16 protein-coding genes and 2 pseudogenes are annotated in these 16,366 nt (G+C 54.9%); 8 read left to right on the forward strand and 10 right to left on the reverse strand.

Going from position 1 to position 16,366, the window contains the following annotated elements; all coding sequences use genetic code 11:
- Positions 1-455: 455 nt before the first annotated feature.
- Positions 456-1,652, forward strand: coding sequence for a lysozyme inhibitor LprI family protein (locus tag AC3CHX_RS16565; protein WP_488629137.1), 1,197 nt, complete (start codon positions 456-458; stop codon positions 1,650-1,652).
- Between the two features lie 60 nt (positions 1,653-1,712).
- Here AC3CHX_RS16565 and AC3CHX_RS16570 read toward each other — a convergent pair.
- The 5 genes and pseudogenes from AC3CHX_RS16570 to AC3CHX_RS16590 form a co-directional block, all read right to left on the reverse strand.
- Positions 1,713-2,549: pseudogene (locus AC3CHX_RS16570) on the reverse strand (IS256 family transposase); the annotation flags it as partial.
- Positions 2,550-2,593: 44 nt separating this feature from the next.
- Complete coding sequence (gene tnpC, locus AC3CHX_RS16575) at positions 2,594-4,129, reverse strand: IS66 family transposase (RefSeq protein WP_488629138.1); 1,536 nt, start codon at positions 4,127-4,129, stop codon at positions 2,594-2,596.
- A gap of 68 nt (positions 4,130-4,197) precedes the next feature.
- Entirely contained in the window at positions 4,198-4,533 is a 336-nt protein-coding gene (gene tnpB, locus AC3CHX_RS16580; RefSeq protein WP_488629139.1) for an IS66 family insertion sequence element accessory protein TnpB, read from the reverse strand.
- Positions 4,530-4,940, reverse strand: coding sequence for an IS66-like element accessory protein TnpA (gene tnpA / locus AC3CHX_RS16585; RefSeq protein WP_488629140.1), 411 nt, complete (start codon positions 4,938-4,940; stop codon positions 4,530-4,532). Before tnpA ends, tnpB begins: the two co-directional genes overlap by 4 nt.
- A gap of 54 nt (positions 4,941-4,994) precedes the next feature.
- Positions 4,995-5,414, reverse strand: a pseudogene (locus AC3CHX_RS16590) (transposase); the annotation flags it as partial.
- A gap of 147 nt (positions 5,415-5,561) precedes the next feature.
- Between AC3CHX_RS16590 and AC3CHX_RS16595 the strand changes: the two are divergent.
- The gene (locus AC3CHX_RS16595) at positions 5,562-5,738 is read left to right on the forward strand and encodes a DUF3761 domain-containing protein (protein ID WP_488644844.1); all 177 of its coding nucleotides are present in this window, start codon (positions 5,562-5,564) and stop codon (positions 5,736-5,738) included.
- Positions 5,739-5,952: 214 nt separating this feature from the next.
- Positions 5,953-6,318, forward strand: coding sequence for a hypothetical protein (locus AC3CHX_RS16600; protein WP_488629141.1), 366 nt, complete (start codon positions 5,953-5,955; stop codon positions 6,316-6,318).
- A 144-nt stretch (positions 6,319-6,462) separates the two neighbouring features.
- On the opposite strand, the gene AC3CHX_RS16605 is transcribed toward AC3CHX_RS16600, so the two are convergent.
- The gene (locus AC3CHX_RS16605; RefSeq protein ID WP_488629142.1) at positions 6,463-6,813 is read right to left on the reverse strand and encodes a hypothetical protein; all 351 of its coding nucleotides are present in this window, start codon (positions 6,811-6,813) and stop codon (positions 6,463-6,465) included.
- A gap of 572 nt (positions 6,814-7,385) precedes the next feature.
- Between AC3CHX_RS16605 and AC3CHX_RS16610 the strand changes: the two genes are divergently transcribed.
- From AC3CHX_RS16610 to AC3CHX_RS16625, 4 genes are all read left to right on the forward strand, one after another.
- On the forward strand, positions 7,386-8,372 hold the full coding sequence (locus AC3CHX_RS16610; RefSeq protein WP_488629143.1) for a sensor histidine kinase: 987 nt from the start codon (positions 7,386-7,388) through the stop codon (positions 8,370-8,372).
- Entirely contained in the window at positions 8,365-9,006 is a 642-nt protein-coding gene (locus AC3CHX_RS16615) for a response regulator (protein WP_488629144.1), read from the forward strand. The genes AC3CHX_RS16610 and AC3CHX_RS16615 overlap by 8 nt, the downstream gene beginning before the upstream one ends.
- Before the next feature lie 154 nt (positions 9,007-9,160).
- On the forward strand, positions 9,161-9,445 hold the full coding sequence (locus AC3CHX_RS16620) for a hypothetical protein (protein ID WP_488629145.1): 285 nt from the start codon (positions 9,161-9,163) through the stop codon (positions 9,443-9,445).
- A 531-nt stretch (positions 9,446-9,976) separates the two neighbouring features.
- Complete coding sequence (locus AC3CHX_RS16625; protein ID WP_488629146.1) at positions 9,977-10,192, forward strand: hypothetical protein; 216 nt, start codon at positions 9,977-9,979, stop codon at positions 10,190-10,192.
- Between the two features lie 459 nt (positions 10,193-10,651).
- On the opposite strand, the gene AC3CHX_RS16630 is transcribed toward AC3CHX_RS16625, so the two are convergent.
- Complete coding sequence (locus tag AC3CHX_RS16630; protein WP_488629147.1) at positions 10,652-11,965, reverse strand: hypothetical protein; 1,314 nt, start codon at positions 11,963-11,965, stop codon at positions 10,652-10,654.
- Positions 11,966-12,398: 433 nt separating this feature from the next.
- The gene (locus AC3CHX_RS16635; protein ID WP_488629148.1) at positions 12,399-12,551 is read right to left on the reverse strand and encodes a hypothetical protein; all 153 of its coding nucleotides are present in this window, start codon (positions 12,549-12,551) and stop codon (positions 12,399-12,401) included.
- Positions 12,552-13,141: 590 nt separating this feature from the next.
- Here AC3CHX_RS16635 and AC3CHX_RS16640 point away from each other — a divergent pair.
- Complete coding sequence (locus tag AC3CHX_RS16640; RefSeq protein WP_488629149.1) at positions 13,142-14,392, forward strand: IS256 family transposase; 1,251 nt, start codon at positions 13,142-13,144, stop codon at positions 14,390-14,392.
- On the opposite strand, the gene AC3CHX_RS16645 is transcribed toward AC3CHX_RS16640, so the two are convergent.
- Together AC3CHX_RS16645 and AC3CHX_RS16650 are read right to left on the reverse strand one after the other, a co-directional pair.
- Entirely contained in the window at positions 14,355-14,822 is a 468-nt protein-coding gene (locus tag AC3CHX_RS16645; RefSeq protein ID WP_488629150.1) for a hypothetical protein, read from the reverse strand. The genes AC3CHX_RS16640 and AC3CHX_RS16645 overlap by 38 nt on opposite strands.
- Positions 14,823-14,871: 49 nt before the next feature.
- Positions 14,872-16,275: a hypothetical protein gene (locus tag AC3CHX_RS16650; protein WP_488629151.1), complete on the reverse strand. Its 1,404-nt coding sequence runs from the start codon at positions 16,273-16,275 to the stop codon at positions 14,872-14,874.
- Positions 16,276-16,366 lie beyond the last annotated feature (91 nt).

The following is a 16,366-nucleotide window of genomic DNA, read 5'->3' on the forward strand; positions in this document are numbered from 1 at the left end:
CGCGAAGCAGCCGGCCAGTTCGCCGGCGTTGGCAGCGAGGCCCGGCTTCGTGTCGTCAAGGGGCCGTTGCTGTGCGAACCAGGTCATCAATCCACTTTCATACCGGTGCCGTACTGCTGGCGTGACCGTCGCTTTGTGCTGACCTGTACGCTGTGAAGATACCTCATCACCTCCCCCTTCATCCGCAAACCAGTATTCGGCTTGGTACCCGGCGCGCTCAATACTGAAATTCTGTTGTCCGATAGAAACAGGTAGTGTATTTTATGAAAATATTAAGTATTGCATGATGCAAACTGTCACTGCGGCGGCCAGCTAGACGTGGTAGTGGCGTATGGCAGTATGGCAACGCTGATCGCGGGTGAGCTACGAAGAACAAGGCGCAACGGCACGCCAGGATGCTTGCCAAACTAGGTCGCAATGATCGAATAACCAATCACTAGGGAGTGAGAATAAAAATGAAACTAACGTCGTTGATTGCGATAATGATCCCGTTTGCCTTGGCGGCGTGCAACAACAAAAAGGTAGATGTAGGCTGCTCCGATGTCTCAGGCACATCTGCGGTGATTGAAATAATCAAATCTTCTGCCGCTGACAATGTAGCCAAGCTAATTCCTAGCGTGTCACAAGAAAGAATTAAGCAAATCGTTTCAAGCTTTGCCGTGGATTTGGTTGACCCTCGCACAAACAGCAAAGAAACAGGAGGAACAAAAAGTTATTGCTCGGCAAAAGCTGGCGTGACAATTCCGGAAAATATTGCTGATGCTGTAAATCAATTGTTGAAAGAAAATGGCAAATCGATTTCGGATTTAACCAGTGATATGGGCGTCGAAATGGCTGGGGGCGCTCGCAAAGGGCTTTCTGATCTGGATTACACGGTGCAGCCTACGGATGACTCAGAAAAAGTATATGGCGCAACAAACTCCCGAAACCATGCCAGTACTTTTATCGCAACATTGACTTCTATCTATTTGCAAAAGGAAGCCAAAGAAGCATCAGATAAAGCAAACAAATTAATCGAAGAGCAGGCCGCAAAGGACAATGCTGCAAAGGAAGAAGTAGAGAAAACCAATTCCATGCTGCAAGATAAAAAAACTTTTGATGATGCAAAATTAAATATTGATAACGCCAATAAGTTGATAAATGTTGTCTGGAATGGAACATCAAAAGAAATCCGAAATACTTTGCTTCCAGAGCAAAAGGAATGGCTATCCAAGCGGGCTGTTGATTGTTTGGATTCTGCTATCAAGGCGCAAAAAGAGAATCAAGTGTTGCAAGATGTCGCAAAATTCCAATGCGAAGCTCAAATGACTAATGACCGAGTGACAGAATTGCGAACAAAAATTGCTGAACTTTCAAAAAGTGTAAGCCCAATGCCTTCACTTACGCCCAGCACATTTCACCAGCCTAGCTTTGATTGCAGTAAAGCAAAATCAATAAATGAGCATCTTATTTGTAGTGATGATGCCCTTGCTGCAATTGATAATGAGCTTGCCGGCCTACTCGCACAGGCAAAACAAAGGGCAACGGATAAGCAGAAATTGCTTGATGAGACGCGCGCAGCATGGAACTGGCGTGAGAAAAATTGCCAAGACAAGGCGTGTTTGTTGAGTTGGTATGCTGATCGGAAAAATGCTTATTTGGCAGTGCAGTAACCGGACCATGAAACCCCTAATCGCGAGGGTGTGCGGGATTTTGTGTAAACGGAATTTCGTTTAATTCGGCGTCATCCGTTCTTCAAACTGAATTGTGAAGCGGTTGAGTGCTCCTTTCCAGTCCCGCAAGGGCATCGTCCACTTCTTGCTGATGTTGTTGAGTGCCAGATAAAACAGCTTGCTGACAGCCTCATCAGTTGGGAATGAACTGCGGGTTTTGATGACTTTCCGCAGGCTCATATTAATGGATTCAATGGCGTTGGTGGTGTAAATGACCTTGCGGATTTCCGGCGGGTAGTCGAAGAACGGCGTGATCCGAGCCCAATTTCGCCGCCAGGACAGGCTGATCGACTGGTAGTCCTTGTCCCACTTTGACTCAAATTCGGTGAGCATGAGTTCGGCTTCATCGACGGTCGCCGCACTGTAGATTCGCTTCAGATCGGTAGCCACTTCCTTCTGCACTTTCCAGGGAACGAAGTTCAGGCTGTTACGCACCATGTGAACGATGCATAGCTGAACAGCTGCTTTCGGATAGACCGCCTCGATGGCGTCAGGGAAGCCTTTCAACCCATCGACGCAGGCAATGAAGATGTCTTGCACGCCACGGTTCTTCAACTCGGTCACCACTTGCAACCAGAATTTGGCACCCTCGGTCTGAGCGATCCACAGGCCCAGCACTTCCTTGTGGCCCTCCATGTTCACGCCGATGGCCAGGTAGACGGCCTTGTTTCGGACAGCCCCTGTGTCGCGCACTTTGACGTGGATGCAGTCGAGATACAGAATCGGATACAAGGCATCGAGCGGCCGGGCCTGCCAGACCTTCACATCCTCGCTCACAGCGTCTGTGACGGACGATATTAGGCTTGGCGATACTTCGGCACCATAAATCTCTTCAAGGGTAAGCCCCCGGCGATCCCATCTTGACGACAAAGCCGTTAAGGCTAGATCGGGACCGCCGGCTTCCAACGGTGCGGCAGCAATTCGCCGATGTCGCTCGCTCGTTGCGTCGGCAGCCGCGTGATGACATCCTTGAGATAGGCATACGGATCGTGACCGTTGAGCTGCGCTGACCGGATCAGACTCATGATGGCCGCCGCGCGCTGGCCCGCCCGCAATGAGCCCGCGAACAACCAGTTCGAACGACCAATGGCCCACGGCCGGATTTGATTCTCGACCCAATTATTGTCAATGGGAACAGATCCGTCATCCAGGTAACGCGTGAGCGCCGCCCATCGCTTAAGGCTGTAATCGAGTGCCTTCATGATGGCAGAACCTTCCGGCACCCGTTCGCGCTGGCCAATCATCCATCTGTGCAACGCGTCGGCCACCGGTTTGGCGCGTTCCTGGCGAACCGCGCGCCGGTCGTACGGGTTGATGTCGGCAATGTCACGCTCGATGTCGTACAGCGTGCCGAAGAACTTCAAGGCTTGCTCGGCAATCTGGCTCTTGTTGGTGGCGTGCAGGTCGAAGAACTTCCGGCGCGCGTGGGCGGCGCAACCGATTTCGGTAATACCCTGCTGGAATCCGGCTTTATAGCCACCGTAATCGTCGCAAACCAGCTTGCCCTGCCACTCACCGAGGAAGTTGCGGGCATGCTCGCCGGCGCGACTTTCTGCAAAGTCATACACAACGGCACGTAAATCGGTGAATTGCGTTGCGGTATAGGCCCACAGGTAGGCACGATGGGTCTTGCCCTTGCCCGGACTGAGCATTTGCACCGGCGTCTCGTCGGCATGCAAGACCGCTTGCTGCAAGAGTTCTTCACGCAGCGTTTCGACGATGGGCTGCAAGCGCACGCCGCATACGCCAACCCATGCGCCAAGTGTCGATTGGGGAATGGCGAATCCGGCCCTGGCAAAGATCCGCTCGAGCCGGTACAGAGGCAAGTGGTCGGCGTACTTTGACACCAGAATCCATGCAAGCAGCGCTGCGGTGGGAATGCCCTTGTCGATCACATGCGCGGGAACGGGTGCCTGAATCAGTGTTTCACAGGGCTTGCAGACCCACTTGCCACGAATATGGCGTTCGACCGTGAACACGCCTGGCGTGTAGTCGAGCTTCTCGCTGATGTCTTCGCCGATGCGAACCCGTTGGCAGCCGCACGCGCAGGTGAGGTCATCGGGTTCATGGTGAATGTCGGTGCGGGGCAGGTGCGCCGGCAAGGGTGCGCGTTTCGGCTGCTCGCGTGGCTTGCGCTCGGATGCCGGCGATTGCAGCGCGTCGAGTTCGATTTCCAGCGCGGTCAGATCCGCGTCGACGCTTTCCTCGAGCAGGCTGGCCTGTCCGACACTGAGTTGCTCACTACGCTTGCCATAGCGAAAGCGCTTGAGCATGGCAAGTTCCTGCGTGAGCAAGTCGATGCGCGTTTGACGGTAAAGCAATTCAGAATCGCGCCGGCCGACCGTGACGATCAGCTCGGCAGCCAGTAGGCGAAGCTGTTCCGGGCTGAGGGTGTCGAGGTCTGCGATGGAGGTCATGCACCCAAGTTTGCCAGAACCGGGCGCACCAGGGAATCGAAACAGTTTACGTCTTTGTGCAGAAAGTGCTACACCACCGCAATTTCATGGTCGTCAGCCAGCGTCTTCCACGGCAGCCCGATGACGAGCGCATGAAGCTGCTCGGCGTTGAGCGGCACGGCGATGGCCGTCTGCCCATTGGTCCAGACGAACCGCCCCTTGTTCAATCGACGCGCGGCGAGCCAGATGCCGAAGCCGTCATAGACGAGTACCTTCATGCGCGTCGAACTGCGGTTGGCAAACAAATAGGCATGGTGCGGCCGGGCCGCACCGAACACCTTGACCACCCGCGCCAGCACCGTATCGGTGCCGGCCCGCATGTCCAGCGGCTCGGTTGCCAGCCAGATGGTGTCGATGCGGATCACCGCAACCAGCCTTGTAGCCAGGTTGCGCAGTCGGCAGCCGCCGAAGTCGGCCAGCGGACCGTGACCGTCGCAGCGCCACGCCGGACTTCGATCACGATCTCCTGCATGGCTGCGGCGGACGGCGCCGGGGGCAGTTGCAGTGGTACGAATTCGGGAACCGCAGCCGTCATCGCTTGTCGCGCCTGGGCGATACCATCTCGTTGCGCCTGCGCAGCGACCCAACGTCGCAAGAGATTGGCATTCAATCGATAGCGCAGTGCGACTGCTGCGACTGAAATACCTGGTTGACTGCAGGCTTTGACGACCTCCGCCTTGAACTCTGGGCTATGTTGCCGGCGCCTGGCCGGTGAAACATCGATATGCTCTTCCATGGCGTACACGTGTCCACTTAAATTGTTGGTGGACACGATCCTCGCAGAAGCTAGCACGTCACTTCAAGATGGGATCGCCGGGGGCTTACCTTCAAGGTGGCTCTGGATCTCCCTGACCGTCAGGCCACGGGCATACAGGGAGATGATCTTGTCGTCGAAGCCGGTCCAGCGGGTCTGATGCTTGCTGACGATTTGCGGTTCAAACGCGCCTTGACGATCGCGGGGAATATCGAGCGGGAGTGCGCCGAAATCGCCTTTGAGCGTCTTACTGCTGTGGCCGTTGCGAGTGTTGGCCGTGTCGTTGATCACCGCGTCGCTTTTGCCGTGACCGAGATGGTCCGTCATCTCGACCTCCAGCGCACGCTCGACCAACATCTTGGTCAATTGCTTGAGCAAGCCATTTTCGCCAATCAGGTCTTCAGGTTTTTTGTAGTTGGCAAGCAGGCTGTCCGCCAGCTTGACCAGTTCAGGATCGGGCTTGGCCCGTTTGCTGCGTTTTACGTAGGTCATTTTTTCCTCTATGGTGGCAGTGTCCTGCCAAATGACCGTTTACACAAAACTAAATACACCCTCCTAATCGCCGCCCTACTATTTGTCACCTCAGCATTCGCCCTTCCCGTCCATGCGTACAGCAATGGCGAGCCGAACGAATCCGATCTGACCTCGCATAGCCATTACACCAACCACAGCGGCCAGGTCGTCCATTCACCGTCGAAAAGCAAAACCGGCAAAGCGCCGGCCAGCGCAAGCGCCCATTGCAGGGACGGCAGCTACAGTAAGCACCATAGCGGGACATGCTCGGAACACCATGGCGTTGCTATGTGGATGCAATAACACTAGGTGAACTTTCGAGCGATGCCGGGTTTTGTCTTGCAACTTCGGCACCATCAAGGTGCACTCTACCAGCGGCTTTTAGGGTCTCAGCGTCCAACTAAGCCTGCGACTCGATAACATGCTCCTTGCCGATGTTCGCCGTTTGCATCGTGTACTTGATGTCGTGCGTATGGCCTTGTGAGGACCAGTACCCCCGCCAATGTTGGCGGAGCATATGCCTCTCCTCACAGCATCCGTCCGATGGGCCAAGCGGCCGGTCGAACTGATCGGCAAGCGCGACGCGAATGACGGCGATAATGCTGCACTATTTTCGCGGGCGCAAGTCGATCACGCGTCCATCGGAAAAAACCCACACGTCACCATCAGTACAGATGAACTTGATCGCACCCTCGAATGGATACCCGCCGCTTTCTGTGCCGGGTTCAGCCGCACGAAGCCGTTCAGGGTCGAGAAAGTTTGGGCATTCGCTAAACTGCCACATGCCGTTCCCCTTGGTTCGACGCTTCAGGGCTTCCATGTGTTTCCGTCGAACGTAACTTATGACGGCGCGGCACATTTCACCAAGATGGCTTTTCATTGACTTGCCCTGGGCTTGACGGTGGCCAGAACGGTAACCCTAGAGACGCTATAGCGCCGCGCCAAGCTGCTGATGTCAACGTGCAAGGTGGGGCCGTGCAGTGAGTGGACGACTGCCGCTTGTGGAGCGTCTCTCTCGACCGCAATGTCAGGTTTCGTCGTCGACATTTCCCTCCTCCTCAACGTCATCGTCGGAGCAGGCCACCTTCTCGAAATGCTCCTTTAGTTCATGCCAAGACACCGCTCCGTCAAAGACTTCCAGCGCACGCTCACATGCATTGACGTAATCCCACGGAGTGTCGTAGTCAGACCAAACACCAAGGGACGGATAGCTGCCGAGTTCATGGTCCTGCCACATGACATCGAGTTGACTTCCCTCCGGCGGTTCTCCACACACAAATTTGATATATCTCTTCGCGAGGCCAAGACTCAAGAGAATCCAATCCTGCTCATGAGACATCGCACCTGTGCTTGTACTACCGATACTTTCCCAGGCCATATCGATACCTAAACGAAGAGAGGTTACCCGCCGCTCCAGTTCAGTATGCCAAAAGCAAAAGCACCGCACGATTAGTGGCGCAAAACCGCTGTTGGACTGAACCACCACATCGGGCGGTGGTTATGAGGATTGTAAGCCGGAAGAAGGTTGTTTTGGCAAACCGCCGATCTCGGCATGTCCGCGCAGTCCGCATTTGCAGCGCCTGAAAATCGCCGGTGCCAAAGTCCATCCCGGCAAGCTGGTGCAATCGGCGGCGATGGCGATGGTCGAGCCGCTGGCTGGACGAATGCCTCATCGCGGTTCTTTGGGACGAAATTCGACCATGCGGGGAAAACCCACACATCACCCTCATTCGCGATGCACATGATCCCGCTATCGAACGGATATCCCCTCGTAACAGGCGGCGTGTTCGAGACGACTGTGTTCAGTTTGATCGATATAGAGTGAGCGGAGACAGTTGTTCGTGCCTCTTTTGGCCGCAAGACCCAAAATCTGGAGTTCTAGGTTTACGAAATCATTGAACCATTCTGTCTAGGTGTTGCCATAGCGTAACATTTTGTGCGGAGCAAACGATGAGCGAGGCCATGGAAATCAAACTGAGCGATGAACAACGTGATGAACTGGACTGCCGTATGAAGGCACAGACGATTGCCGCGCGGGTAGCAAGGCGCGCGCGAATTGTTCCGCTTGCTGCTGATCGTGTGGACAATCATGAAATCGCGCGACGGCTTGAAATCGGTCGAGGTCAGGTAATTCCGTGGCGCAATCGGTTTCCCCAAGGCGGGATTACGGCGATTGGTGGTGACTTGTCGAACAGCGGACGCAGGTCGCAGATTGATGCGGCCGAGATTGTGCGCTTGACCACGCAAACGATCCCGGAAGACGCAGCCCACTGGATTACGCGCAAGCTGGCCGCGCACGAAGAGCGCGTCAAGGAAGAGGAACGCAAGCGCATTGCGCGCGAAATCCATGACGAGCTGGGTGGACTGCTCACCGGCATCAAGGCGTACCTCTCTGTCGCCATCGACCAGGCGGAGCGCGCCGGCGTCGCAGCAGATTTGGGCCTGATCGAGGCATCCAATCTAGCCAACAGCGCGATTGAAACAGTACGCCGAGTAATCACCGACCTGCGTCCCAGCGTATTGGATCAACTTGGCGTGTGGTCGGCACTGGAATGGTATGCCGGCCAAATTCAGGAACGCACCAGGCTGCGCTGCGAATGGTCGATTGATGCGGCTACGACGGCCACCACCATCGACCCGGAGCGCAGCATAGCGCTGTTTCGCATCGTTCAGGAGGCGCTTACCAACGTCGTGCGTCATGCCAACGCGTCGCGGGTGTTGGTTCGGGCCACACGTCGCGGCGGTGCGGTGATGATCGAAGTCGAAGACAACGGCAACGGAATAGAAGCCGAGCGCCTGCTCAATCGCGAATCCTGTGGCATTGTTGGCATGCATGAGCGCGCGCGCAACTTCGGCGGCGAACTGAACGTCACCGGCAGCTCCGGCCACGGTACTGTCGTAGCCCTGCGTGTACCAATGAAAGAGATAGATGACTAAGCGCAAGATCAAAGTTTTGGTGGTGGATGACCATAGCATCGCCCGAAATGGCGTGCGCTTGATGCTGGGGAGCGTAAGCGATATCGACCTTGCGGGTGAGGCGGAGACGGCGAAGGACGCCATGCAGCTTATCCGAACGAGTGATTTCGACGTGGCGCTGCTGGATATCGCGCTGCCGGGAACGAATGGTCTGGAACTCCTCAAGGCGTTGCGGGCAGAGAAGCCCGAACTCGCCGTGCTGATGTTAAGCATGTATTCGGAGGATATCTATGCCTTGCGTGCAATCAGGCACGGTGCCTCCGGCTATCTCACCAAGAATATTTCGGCAGCGATATTGATTGCGGCGGTGCGGAAGGCGGCTGCGGGTGGCAAGCATATTAGCCCCGAGCTGGCGGAAATATGTATCGGCGTGATCGGCGGAGATGACATGGCGCGGCACGCAGCGCTATCGGACCGCGAACTTGAGGTATTAAAACTGCTCGCCACAGGCGAAAGACTTGTCGATATTGGCAAGATGCTGCATTTGAGTCCGAGTACCGTCACGACTTATCGGGTTCGCATTATGGAAAAAACAGGCATGGCCAGCAACGCCAAACTCGCCCGTTACGCACTTGAAAATGGCTTGCTTGCTTAGTCCGTTTCGATTGTTGTCGAGGTCGCTACCGGCAACGTGCTTGCCGTCGAATCCCTACACGCTATTGACTGGCACCTGACCTTGTCGCTGCCGATACGTGCACAGCAACGCTTTGAAAAGAAACACGGATCGCCACAAAACATCATGAATAATTTTGACGAAAAAAAATCAAAAAATGGATGAAGCACTGAAACATTCAAGCGCTTGCCGGGAGTTGCTTGATGGAGACCACCTTGCTGGAGCTATCAAATATTGTGTAAAGCAAAGAATTGAACCACCGGAATGCTCCCTCACTTCAGAATCACCGAATGCTAATCGGTTGAGGGCACTGGCGAAAAACAAGCTATCGGACTACGGTTGGTGGGCAAAGCGGCTGAAAATTCGAGCAGCGCGTGAAGATGCAATGATGCGGATGCGTCAGGAGCGCATCCCAAATTAATCGCTGTCTGATATGGTTGCTGTTGGGGCCGGAAGAAGGCGATGGCGTTAGTGCATAGGCATGGTAGGCGGCCCAGGTACGCGCAATAACGTGACAGCCAGGCCATGCTTTGTGTCGTCACAGAGCCGTTGCTGCGCAAACCAGCCGTGATCTACTCATCGGTCCACCGGCATAGCCGTGCCACGCTGCTGGCGTCACCGTCGTCCTGGCCGTGGTCGATGGCGTGGCTGTGGCCTTCCGCTGACCCGTACCTTCCGAAGATATCTGCTTAGGGTCTGCCTTCCCTGCAAGAATTTGCATCAAGGGTACCGCCAGATTGCTCGGTACTGTGCAAAACATGACGCGGGCCAGTTTCGCTTGACGCAGGTACTGAAAAAAATGCCGACATTGGCACCAATGTACGCGTAGTCCAGGTCGCGCTCCGTTACAATAATGTGGGCGTTGCGCGCTTGGCTTGGCCGTTCTTTGAGTCCCGCGCAGCATCAGCCCAAGCAATCCGAGCAATCCAATCCACGTTACTTTAGGAATGCCATGGCACTATATGATGAACAAGAACTGGTTAATCGTGCACGAATCGCCTACGCGAAGTCGGGCGCAACGGATCAACCGGGCAATGGGAGTGATGTGACGGAAATCGACGGAGTGCCACATGTAGTTCTCCGCAACATCAACGGGGTGCAGGCCGTTTATAAACTGGATGGCGATGCGCTGAGGTCAGTGTCGAGCTGGCCAGCGTCAATCGAATAGCGTCATAACAAGCCCCGAAACTGGGGCTTTTCTCATTGGGTTGCCGCAGATGAGTGCACGCTCGACTCCAAATGTTTCGTCGATCTCGTATAGGTAGGGTATAGGGTGGCCTCTGAAAGGGGCGATAACGTTGCTGCCTTGGTCAAGACAGTCGGCTCCAATGCCTGGGTGCTGACCGGTTTTGAGAAAAGGCCGTCAGGTGAACAAGGGGAGTTCTTGATCCCGTCTTGCCTACGCAAACCACTCCTATGGGTACGCGTCGTGGCCTGGGTGCTGGCGGCACGTCCAGTATAGACCCTTAGACGGCGGCACCGTGCATGATGCAGTGGCGCACCGCTGGCGCACGACATTGCGTAGCACCGGCACATAGCCCACACCTGAGAACCGGAAAACCGACCGCGAGATTGTCGATACCGCATGGTATCCGTCTATTTCAAAATAGCGGCTTATAAAAACCGATTACGGTTTGGGGGTAAATTGCCCAGTCTGGCTATTAACGAACCCTGCGCCAACGTCTTGCGAAAACGTCCCAGTGGTGCTGTTCACGATGCCACCCGCAACACCCTGGTAATGCTGCCCGCTCGTGCCAAAGTAAGATGGACTCACGCCTGTTGGGAGCGAGTTTCCGTCCACGCCGGACTGTGTTTGGTATTGCATTTGCGCCCGCTCTTGCGCATGGGCTTGTGGCAAGGCCTGTATTCTCTGCGCTTGATCTGCCAATGCCCATGCCCTTTGATTTTCAGCCTCTGCTCTCTGTCCCGCGACGGCTGCCGCATCCGGCGCGGCCTGGTTCGGGTTGCTGCCGTAAATGATGCCCTGATTGACTTGGGCGTTATAGTTTTGCACGGCAGTGGATGGATTACCCGCAGCAACCCCGGCGTCATAGATGGTTTGCGGCACCTCGTTATAGCCGTTGCCTTCCGCGCTCGGGATCGCCATCGTTCCCTGCATGCCTCTGATGACCTGCACCGCCCCATCGATGCCAGCCGTTGTAGCGAGCGCGACATTGTTGCGGTCGTCGGGAGTCGTGTCGGGCGTCACATTTTTGGAGATCGGGTTGATTGCTTGCTGCTCGTTGTCGTCTTTTGCCATATTCCCCAACACTTTTTGTGCAGCACCGGGGCCATAAAGACTGTCAAACTGCGGCGCGAGATACGGGCTTTTCTTCAACTCGGCGATTGCGATTGCGTTTGGGCTGTTAATATCGCCGACCGAATTGGTTGGCGGTACTCCCGATGCGACGGCACCATTGCGCAGCGCTTTGAGTTGCGCCTGGCGGGCGTTGAATTGCGCGACATTGTCAGGAATCGGCTCGCCGGCTTGCAGCGTGCGTGCCGTGCCGTCCTTGAAGAACACCTGGAGATTCTGGTCGCTTCCCATCGTGGTGAAGGCAATCGGGCTGGCGTCCTGCTGTGCTTGCAGCGCGTTGTATTGGGCCGCCCGTGCCGGGGTGGGGGCGGCTGGCAGCTCTGTGGTGTCGAACTTGCCGTAGGGGTTGGACTTCGCCGCAGCGGCCAGGTCTGTTTCGTTTTTATTCTGCGACGTTACTGCTGCACCTTGGATATACGCCACAAGCAAGAAAAAAATGAAGTAGCCGATGCTGGCAGTAAAACCGGTAAGCAACGCTTTACCCCAAGGATTCCTGGCATAGTTCAGGCCGAATTTTTCTTTTACGAATTTTCCTTGAGAGCGTCCTGTTGAAAAATACCAAACGAGCAAATACAGAAAACCCAGTCCGCGAACTGCGCCATCTGCGGCCTTGGAGTCGGACATGAATACACCTATCAATACATAGATGACTAGAATTGATAGGCTGGCATAGAACCAATTTTTAGAGGACGCGGCCTTATCAGGTTCTCCGAGTGCTTTCCAGTTGAGCATTTGCAAATATGAGCCAAACGCGGGTGTAAAAATAAGGCTCCAGTTGGCTGCTGCATTTGGATTCCATATCGCATGACCTTGAATGGAAGCTGCGGCCGATCTTGGGCTGTTTTTGTGTGTGCCGACGCTCGATAGTGACGCGCCGCAATTATGGCAGTAGCCGGCTTCAGCATGATTTTCTGCACCGCATCTAGAGCAGAACATATTTTCTCCCTAAAACGTATTGCTTTTATCTGTCGCCACTCGGGAACTGCCAAGGTGGTGTTCAAGCGCTGGCACATGCTCAATACTATAGGTTATGAATATCAATTTAACAATTTTTAATTCACGCCACTGCTTGACTTGGTTGTTTGGCTGACAGCCACTGCGCGCGCTCCGCGGCTTTGGCGGCGTCGAGCCGGTCACGCGTTGTCAGATGGGCGTCCACCTGCGCAATGGTTTCCGTTTTGATGAATGCGACTGCCAGGTCATCGCGCATGTCGGCAATGTCTTGGTTGGAGAAGTGGTCGTGCGCGCAGAGGGGCGAACCAGCTCATCGATCCACTTGCATTTTCGTGCCGTGCTGCTGGCGTGACCTTCACGCTGTATCGTCGCCTTGGCCTTGGTCAATGACGTGGGCAACTCAGGGCCGCTTGGCAGGCGGTCGCGAAGGAACTATGCGATTACACCAACAAACGACGTGGTCTCCGTCGCAGATAAAGGCGGGAACCCTCTTAGTGCCGACCGCATCATCCGCCGGATTCAGGTCATCAGTCGGGTCCGGGCCGCGTTCCCTGTAGGCAATGCGAATGCCGCGAACAGCAGCAAAGCGGAAACTGAAGGCAGGTTGGTTTTGTTTTTCATGGTCATCCTTATAGGTGTTTTGTCGCCACATGACCCCATGCTCCAGGCGTCTATAAACAGGATAGGCGAATTAGAGAAAATTACAGGGCCTAGACGTGGCCCGGATCAGAGGCGTGCTCTTCATCACCTCGGCTCTCGCGGATGCGCCGCGCCGGGTCATCAGAGGGTGTATTTAGTTTTGTGTAAACGGTCATTTGGCAGGACACTGCCACCATAGAGGAAAAAATGACCTACGTAAAACGCACCAAGCGGGCCAAGCCCGATCCTGAACTGGTCAAGCTGGCTGACAGCCTGCTTGCCAACTACAAAAAACCTGAAGACCTGATTGGCGAAAATGGCTTGCTCAAGCAACTGACCAAGATGCTGGTCGAGCGCGCGCTGGAAGTGGAGATGACGGACCATCTCGGTCACGGCAAGAGCGACGCGGTCATCAACGACACGGCCAACACCCGCAACGGCCACAGCAGCAAGACGCTCAAAGGCGATTTCGGCGCACTCCCGCTCGATATTCCCCGCGATCGTCAAGGCGCGTTTGAACCGCAAATCGTTAGCAAGCATCAGACCCGTTGGACCGGCTTCGACGACAAGATCATCTCGCTGTATGCCCGTGGCCTGACGGTCAGGGAGATCCAGAGCCACTTGGAAGAGATCTATGGTGCCGAGGTGTCACCAAGCCTGATATCGTCCGTCACAGATGCTGTGAGCGAAGATGTGAAGATCTGGCAGGCCAGACCGCTCGATGCCCTTTACCCGATTCTGTATCTCGACTGCATCCACGTCAAAGTGCGCGACACAGGCGCCGTCCGAAACAAGGCTGTCTACCTGGCCATCGGCGTGAACATGGAGGGCCACAAGGAAGTGCTGGGCCTGTGGATCGCTCAGACCGAGGGCGCCAAGTTCTGGCTGCAAGTGGTGACCGAGTTGAAGAATCGTGGCGTGCAGGACATCTTCATTGCCTGCGTCGACGGCTTGAAAGGCTTCCCTGATGCCATCGAGGCGGTCTATCCGAAAGCCGCCGTTCAACTATGCATCGTTCACATGGTGCGAAATAGCCTGAACTTCGTTCCCTGGAAAGTACAGAAGGAAGTGGCTACCGATCTGAAGCGAATCTACAGTGCGGCGACCGTCGATGAAGCCGAACTCATGCTCACCGAATTTGAGTCAAAGTGGGACAAGGACTACCAGTCGATCAGCCTGTCCTGGCGGCGAAATTGGGCTCGGATCACGCCGTTCTTCGACTACCCGCCGGAAATTCGCAAGGTCATTTACACCACCAACGCCATTGAATCCATTAATATGAGCCTGCGGAAAGTCATCAAAACCCGCAGTTCATTCCCAACTGATGAGGCCGTCAGCAAGCTGTTTTATCTGGCATTAAACAATATCAGCAAGAAGTGGACGATGCCCTTGCGGGACTGGAAAGGAGCACTCAACCGCTTCACAATCCAGTTTGAAGAACGGATGACGCCGAATTAAACGAAATTCCGTTTACACAAAATTCCGCACACCCTCGGTCATCACCTTCTGCACCGTCTGTGTTGATGGCGAACACCTCCATACAAAGATCCTCGAGCCTATACCTCTTTGCAACACTATCTGCGAAACGAAAGTGTGACCTCTTCCAGAAATGTTGGCCTTGGCTGCTCGGCCGCAAGTCGATCCGGACATGTCTCCATTCAATATCGAGTACGGCGTCTGCCCGCACAACATTCCCAAGAAGGCGGACCTCGCCCAGCCGATCTGCCGGGCTATAGCGCGCGCCAAGCACGTAGTCGTTCGGGCGCAGCTTCATTGCGAGCTCCGGATCAAGGTCGGCCAACCCTCGGCTTTGAACGAGGTTGGTGATGTCAAAGTTAGATGGGTAATTCAAACGAAAATAATTTTTGTTCATAGCTTCTTTCCACATTAGGTGCTCCTGGATTGAGCGAACCACACCCGTGGTCTCCTGTAGTTAATTATTTATTTGTTAAACTTGTTCGCTTAAACGCCTTTTCGAGTTTCAACGCCACGCCGCGCTCTTCCGCAAGCCACTTCAAGTGCGGGTTATGCGATAACCACCAAGCTGTCCGCCGAAATGCGCGCTCCACGTCGCACATGTCGTCGGTGCCAGTCTCGCTCAGCACGCGCCTTAGCCGATCAACCACAGACATGCTCTCGGTCGGCGAAACCCATTTGGCATGCCGAAGCATCGCCAAAGCCTCCATGTCAAGCGGCAGAAGATACGCTCCGCCCTCCTCGCCAGGCGAATACAGCGTCGGCACAAGCCGTTTGCCGTTCGGATGCGGATAGATCAAAAGCCAAAAATAATATTGCAAATCCGAGTTCGTTGGTTCGGTTTGTCCACTTGGCCGCTGCGTGATATCGTCAAACGCGTCGGTAGGCATGACCTGCACGGGTTTGCCCTCTTTTTCGGCCTGCATCTGCTTAACCTCCCGCGCAACGGCGATGTCATAACGCGACTCATCAACGGAGCGGTCGGGCAGATCCCAGATTGCAAGGTATCCGAGCGGCGCATGCGGCACATAGAAAAAGTCATCGTTCTGCAGTACCTCCGTGTCAAACCCAAATAGCTGCCACTCGTCCTGCCGGTGCCGTCCAAGAAGCTCGTTCTCTAGCCAGAATGCCTGCCCAAGATCGGCGGCCCTGGCCCTCTTTAGCTCCTCGCGGTATTGATCCAGCTCTTCAGGATCCTCAGATATGGGTACATTGACTCCATACATGGGCCAGCACTCACGCCGGCCTTTCTTAAAACCTTCAGCTTTCGCTTTAGCTGTCTCCTGATAGAGCTGAAACAAGCCACAGTCCTTGTCGACTTTATCTACTATCGCCTGCAGCGTGACTTGTACCTGTTCTATTTCTTCAAAGCCCTTCCCCCACGCGCTTTGCGGATGAAGCTTTGTTCCCCAAAGGATACGATCAGCGAGCGGGCCAACGCTTTCGTTAGTGGCTTTAGCTATTGCTTTTATTAGTGTTCGGTACTTAAAGGCATTGCGGCGGACATCTCGTTGCTTCGGGTCTACATCTGGTGGCAAAGTGAGCCGATACAGCTCTTTTGAGTCCTGATAGCCCGTTCCAAACGCCTCTTGGCACAGGGATGATTTGGTCCATCCCTTTGCTTTCAGTACCGGCCGATACTCCTGCAGTATTTCGTGGAGATGTCGCGCGATGAGCACTGCATCCGCCTCGTCGAGCAGCTTGCCGGAATGAGCGCTTGTGCCCGATTCTGCGCGCTCGAGCTCACTCCACGCATCGCGCCCATCGGATAGTCGGTCTCGCGGCGACAATTGGATGCGTCGTAGCGCCTGCTCCATAGCCTTCTTTGCCTCAGAAGTCTTCCCTGCCTTCGTCTTCTGTTCCATGGTGTGCTCTGCCTTTCCTTTAATGTTGTATCCGCTTGTAACGCCAACCTATGGTTACGAGCACGCCTGCCTCATTCATCACCGCATACGC

Source organism: Glaciimonas sp. OK215 (assembly GCF_057787885.1).